The 5,143-nt window shown below is 68.0% G+C and carries 6 protein-coding genes and 1 pseudogene; 6 read left to right on the top strand and 1 reads right to left on the bottom strand.

Features of this window, described 5'->3' with window-relative positions; genetic code table 11:
- The first annotated feature begins 196 nt into the window (after window positions 1-196).
- Together O9335_RS10165 and O9335_RS10170 are read left to right on the top strand one after the other, a co-directional pair.
- Window positions 197-1,411 carry a multidrug effflux MFS transporter gene (locus O9335_RS10165; protein WP_298387442.1) on the top strand — a complete coding sequence of 405 codons (1,215 nt, stop codon included), beginning with the start codon at window positions 197-199 and terminating at the stop codon, window positions 1,409-1,411.
- A gap of 58 nt (window positions 1,412-1,469) precedes the next feature.
- Window positions 1,470-2,333, top strand: coding sequence for a carbonic anhydrase (locus tag O9335_RS10170; RefSeq protein WP_298387445.1), 864 nt, complete (start codon window positions 1,470-1,472; stop codon window positions 2,331-2,333).
- Here the strand turns inward: O9335_RS10170 and O9335_RS10175 are convergent.
- Window positions 2,317-2,661 (bottom strand): hypothetical protein, encoded by a 345-nt coding sequence (locus tag O9335_RS10175; protein ID WP_298387448.1) that lies wholly within the window; start codon window positions 2,659-2,661, stop codon window positions 2,317-2,319. The two genes, O9335_RS10170 and O9335_RS10175, sit on opposite strands and share 17 nt — an antisense overlap.
- Window positions 2,662-2,917: 256 nt before the next feature.
- Between O9335_RS10175 and O9335_RS10180 the strand changes: the two genes are divergently transcribed.
- The 4 genes and pseudogenes from O9335_RS10180 to O9335_RS10195 all read left to right on the top strand — a co-directional run.
- Window positions 2,918-3,346: a division/cell wall cluster transcriptional repressor MraZ gene (locus O9335_RS10180; RefSeq protein WP_298387457.1), complete on the top strand. Its 429-nt coding sequence runs from the start codon at window positions 2,918-2,920 to the stop codon at window positions 3,344-3,346.
- Between the two features lie 10 nt (window positions 3,347-3,356).
- The gene (gene rsmH, locus O9335_RS10185) at window positions 3,357-4,301 is read left to right on the top strand and encodes a 16S rRNA (cytosine(1402)-N(4))-methyltransferase RsmH (protein ID WP_298387451.1); all 945 of its coding nucleotides are present in this window, start codon (window positions 3,357-3,359) and stop codon (window positions 4,299-4,301) included.
- A gap of 5 nt (window positions 4,302-4,306) precedes the next feature.
- The gene (ftsL, locus tag O9335_RS10190) at window positions 4,307-4,606 is read left to right on the top strand and encodes a cell division protein FtsL (protein ID WP_298387454.1); all 300 of its coding nucleotides are present in this window, start codon (window positions 4,307-4,309) and stop codon (window positions 4,604-4,606) included.
- Window positions 4,603-5,143 (top strand): annotated as a pseudogene (locus O9335_RS10195) (penicillin-binding protein 2); the annotation flags it as partial. The gene ftsL and the pseudogene O9335_RS10195, both read left to right, overlap by 4 nt.

The following is a 5,143-nucleotide window of genomic DNA, read 5'->3' on the forward strand; positions in this document are numbered from 1 at the left end:
GGTGAAACGGGCAATCTCTACGCGCAGCAACACCAAGTAGGCCTGTATTGAGGCGGCTCGCTGAGCAGGCGGGTAGGTGGCATCGAGCCGGGGTGCGAGCCCCGGCCCAGAGGAATGGCGGTCACGCCGGGTGAAAGCCCGGTGCACAGAATCCGGCCCATCGGGCGTCTTCACGAACCTTCATCGGACCCCGACCATGCATCCCCAAGCCGCCACCCTGTGGCCCCATCCCCGTTGGCTCTTGGCCGTGCTGTTGGCTGGTCTGGGCATGCTCGGCCCCTTCAGCATCGACACCTACCTGCCGGCCTTCGAGGGCATCGCCCGCAGCACGGGGGCCACGCCGGTGCAGTTGCAGCAAACCCTGTCCAGTTACCTGATGGGTTTTGCCGTGATGAACCTCTTTCACGGCGCCCTGAGCGACGCCATCGGTCGCCGCCCCGTGGTGCTGGCCGGGTTGGGCGTGTTCACGCTCGCTTCGGCGGGTTGTGCGCTGTCCAGCACCATCGAAGGCTTGATCTTCTGGCGCGCCGTCCAAGGCATGTGCGCCGGTGCCGGCATGGTGGTGTCGCGCGCCATCATCCGCGACCTGTTTCCGCCCAGCGAGGCGCAGCGGGTGATGTCGCAGGTCACCATCTTCTTCGGCGTGGCGCCGGCCATCGCCCCCCTGCTGGGCGGCTACCTCTACGTACACGCCGACTGGCACGCCATCTTTTGGTTCCTGACCGGCGTGGGTGCGGTGCTGCTGGCCGTCAACATCAAGGCCCTGCCCGAGAGTCTCCCGCCAGCCAGCAAGCAGCACTTCGCGGTGCGTCCGCTGATGCAGGGTTACGCCAGTTTGGTGAAGAGCCCGCGCTTCCTGCTGCTGGTGATGGCCAGCGGCATCCCGTTCAACAGCATGTTCTTGTATGTGTTGGCGGCCCCCGAGTACCTGGGGCGGCACTTGGGCCTGGGCCCCACGCAGTTCTTTTGGTTCTTCCTGTGCACCATCGGCGGCATCATGGGTGGGGCGGCGTGGAGTGGGCGCGTGGCCGGCAAGATGAAGCCCGAGTCGCAGATCCGACGCGGCTTCACCCTGATGTTGGTGGGCGTGCTGGCCAACCTTCTGCTGGTCAGCGTGGCGCCGCACTGGGCGCGCTGGAGCCTGCCCTTGATCGCCCTGTTCAGCCTGGGTTGGGCCTTCATGGTGCCGGTCGTCACCATCATGGTGCTGGACGAAAACCCCGAGCGTCGGGGCATGGCGTCGTCTTTGCAGTCGGCCCTGTCGGCCGCCGCCAATGCGCTGGTGGCGGGTGCCCTGGTCCCGCTGGTGATGCACTCGCTGCAAGCCCTGGCGCTGACGGCGGTGGGCTTCCTCATGGTGGGTCTGGTGGCTTGGCAATGGGTGCGGCGCTTCCCGCGGCCCATGGCCTGAATTGACCCTGATTCCCCGTCCAATTCAAGGACTGCCGCCGTCGGTCGAAGATGCACCCATGAAGCCCGTGATCCGAGCATTCCTGTTGGGCCTGGCCCTTCTCTTGCCAGCTTGGGGCACCCAGGCCGATGAGAGCGACCTGCGCCAGCGCCTGGCCGAAAGGCTGGCCCAGCCCGGTGCCGTGCCGCTGCGTCCGTCTGAGAAGGCGGCGCGGCGCCCCGCGAAGTCGGCCGCTGTCAGCAAGCCCGCCGTGCGATGGGGCTATACCGGTCCGGGGGCGCCGGAACATTGGGCGGAGTTGGATCCGGCATTTCGGATTTGTGGTGTGGGCACCCGGCAGTCGCCCATCGATTTGCGCGACACCTTCCAGGTGGACCTGGACCCCATCCGCTTCGACTACGCGCCCGTGGGCTTCAGCGTTCAGGACAACGGCCACACCCTGCACGTGGCTCTCGAAGGCAGTCCCAGCTTGACGGTGCGGGGCGAGCGTTACCGGCTCACGCACCTGCAGTTCCGCCGCCCGAGCGAGGAGCGCATCCGGGGCAAGCAGTTCGACATGTCGGTGCAACTGTTCCATCGCAACGATGCCGGCCGCTGGGCCGTGTTGAGTGTTCTGCTCGAGCGGGGCGAGCCGCAGCCCGTGGTGCAGCAGGTTTGGAACCACATCCCGCTCGAAAAGGGAGACATTCAGAAGGGCTTGGCGCCGCTGGATTTGACGGCCCTGCTGCCGACCGAGCGGCCCTATTTCACCTACATGGGCAGCCTGACCACACCGCCCTGCACCGAGGGGGTGCTGTGGCTGGTGATGCGACAGCCCGTGGGCATCAGCGACCAGCAACTGGGCATTTTTGAAAAGCTCTACCCGATGAACGCCCGCCCCATCCAGGCCGGCTCGGGCCGCATCGTCAAAGAGAGCTTGTGAACCACTGGCGCGTGAGCGCCAGCCCCTGAGCCAAGACGCCGTCGCCCGCGCCTGCCGCCCACAGGCCGCCGGCCAGCAGCGCGCTCAGCACCGCGCAACCCACCATCGCCCGAGCCAGCCAAGCCGCCGTGCGCGAGGTGGCGCTGGGCGGCGTCAGGTCGTACACCGCCGGCGGCTGCGGCTGCCAGCTGGCAAAGCCCTGGGCAACCACACCGGCCGCCAACAAGGCCAGCACCGTGGGCCAGGGCAGGCCCGTCAACGCGTGGGCGGTCGCCGCCAAGGCGGCCAGAGCCGAGAGCAGCAGCAGAAGTTGGGCGGGGCGCGTCATGGGGAGGGCGAGTTCGGGGCGGCGCCCCGGATGCTACGGGGACATCCCTATTTCGTGAGACGGTACTTTCGCTAGTGAGCGCAAGTGCTTCATTTGGCTGGATTTTTTGCCGTGAAGCCTGTTCAAAAACGCAGGCTAAGTGCTTGATGCGCTTGCTGTTTTCGCCGATTTCGGGGGTCCCATGGGCTCCGCAAGGAGGTAAAGTAGAAAAAAGTGGGATAAACGGGAAAAGCGAAGCGTCATCGTGGCAACTGGGGTGTTCACCGGACCGTCGGCCTTGGCCATGGATGCCAAGGGCCGCCTGGCCATGCCCACGCGCCACCGCGAACCCTTGCAAGCGCTTTGCGGCGGCCGGCTGACACTGACCAAGCACCCCAGTGGCTGCTTGATGCTCATCCCCGAGCCCACCTGGCAGGCCATGCTGGACGAGCTGCTCAAGCTGCCCATGGAAGCCGCCGGTTGGCGTCGTTTCCTGCTGGGCAGCGCCCAGGAGGCCGAGATGGACGGCGCGGGCCGCTTGCTCATCGCGCCCGAGCTGCGCACCTTCGCCAAGCTGCAGCGCGACCTGATGCTGATGGGCGTCGGTCGCCACTTCGAGCTGTGGGACGCCGCCACCTACGCACTGGACGAGGCCAAGACCATGGACTCGCCCATGCCCGATTCGCTGAAGTCCTTCGTTTTCTGAGAGGGCGGCGATGACGGACACCCTGAGCCCGGCCGCCGAACGGGCCCACGCCACCGTGCTGCTGCACGAGGCCGTGGACGCCCTGCTGCACGCCGAGGCCGACCCCAATGGCACCTACGTGGACGGCACCTTCGGCCGCGGAGGGCACAGCCGCTTGCTGCTGTCCCGCCTGGGGCCGCAAGGCCGGCTGATCGCGCTGGACCGCGACCCCGACGCCCGCGCCGCCGCCGCGCACATCCAAGACCCCCGCTTCTCGCTGCACCACGCCCGCTTCTCCGAGGTGACCGAGGTGCTGGCGGGCCTGAACGTGCCCGCCATCCAAGGCTTGCTCCTGGACGTGGGCGTGTCCAGCCCGCAGATTGACGAGCCCAGCCGCGGCTTCTCGTTCCGCCACGACGGGCCGCTGGACATGCGCATGGACCCCACGCGCGGCGAGTCGGCCGCTGATTTTTTGGCCCGCGCCGACGTGCGCACCCTGACGGAGGTGATCAAACACCATGGCGAAGAACGGTTTGCTTTCAAGATTGCAGAGGCGCTTGTGGCTCGCCGCGACGCAGGGCGCCCTGTCACCCGCACCCGCGAGCTGGCCGAGCTCGTGGGGCAGGTCGTCAAGACCCGCGAGCCGGGCCAGGACCCTGCGACACGCACGTTTCAGGCTCTACGGATTCACGTCAATGCCGAGCTTGAAGAGCTCCAGGGCGCCCTGAACGCGGCCCTGTCTGTGCTGGCGCCCGGCGGGCGCTTGGCCGTGATCAGCTTCCACTCGCTGGAAGACCGCATGGTCAAGCGCTTCATCACCGCGCACAGCAAAGACGAGCCCGACCGCAACGCCCCCTTTGCGCCTCCCAAGGCCTTGCCCTTGCGGGCGGTGGCGCGCATCCACCCCGGCGCCGATGAGGTGGCTGCCAACCCACGCGCGCGCTCGGCCGTGTTGCGCGTGGCCGAGAAGGTTTGAGCGCCATGTGGACGCGCCTGAACATCCTGCTGCTGGTGGCCCTGATGCTGTCGGCTTTGGCCTTGGTCCGCCAGACCTACGAGGGGCGACGGCTGTTCGCCGATCTGGAACGGGCCAAGTCAGAGGCCCGCAAGCTGGAGGCCGATGTGCACCGCCTCCAGGCCGAGCGCGAGGGCGAGGCCACCAACCTGCGCGTGGATCAGCTGGCCCGTGAGCGCTTGCAGATGCGCAGCATCACCCCCGCCTTGACCTTGAACGCCATGCCAGCCGCGGCCAGCGCGGCGGCCTCGGGAGTTCGACCATGACGTGGTTCAAACGCGCGGCGCAGGACGGCGCTGGCACGGTTTGCTACGGCCACAGCCCGCTGTTGGCCAGCCCCACCCCGGTGATCCGGTCGCGTCTGCTGCTCGCGGCCGTGGGCTTGGCGTTCACGGGGCTGGTGGCGCGGGCGTTTTACGTGCAGATCTGGGCCGAAGACTTCTATCAGGCCCAGGGCGAAGCCCGGTACGCCGCCACCCTGGAGTTGCCCGCCAGCCGCGGCCGCATCCAAGACCGCCATGGCAGCGTGCTGGCCACCAGCGTGGCCACGCCGTCGATCTGGGCCATCCCGCCGGAGGTCGACCGCGACCCCGCGCGCCGCGCGGAGCTCGCCCGCTTGTTGAAGATGACGCCCGCCGAGCTCGACGCGAGGCTGAACGGCGAGGGGCGTTTCGTGTGGCTGCGCCGCCAGGTCGATGACGAAACCGCGCAAGCCGTCAAGAAGCTGGCGCTCAAGGGCGTGCACCAGGAGCGCGAGTACCGCCGCCAGTACCCTGAGGGTGAGGCCAGCGCGCACGTGGTGG

This window comes from Inhella sp., assembly GCF_027532025.1.
GTDB lineage: Bacteria > Pseudomonadota > Gammaproteobacteria > Burkholderiales > Burkholderiaceae_C > Inhella.

Excerpts from the sequence above, each read along its gene's own strand:
- rsmH (WP_298387451.1), top strand. The coding sequence starts at position 3,357 with ATGACGGACACCCTGAGCCCGGCCGCCGAACGGGCCCACGCCACCGTG.
- O9335_RS10165 (WP_298387442.1), top strand. The coding sequence starts at position 197 with ATGCATCCCCAAGCCGCCACCCTGTGGCCCCATCCCCGTTGGCTCTTG.
- ftsL (WP_298387454.1), top strand. The coding sequence starts at position 4,307 with ATGTGGACGCGCCTGAACATCCTGCTGCTGGTGGCCCTGATGCTGTCG.
- O9335_RS10175 (WP_298387448.1), bottom strand. The coding sequence starts at position 2,661 with ATGACGCGCCCCGCCCAACTTCTGCTGCTGCTCTCGGCTCTGGCCGCC.
- O9335_RS10170 (WP_298387445.1), top strand. The coding sequence starts at position 1,470 with ATGAAGCCCGTGATCCGAGCATTCCTGTTGGGCCTGGCCCTTCTCTTG.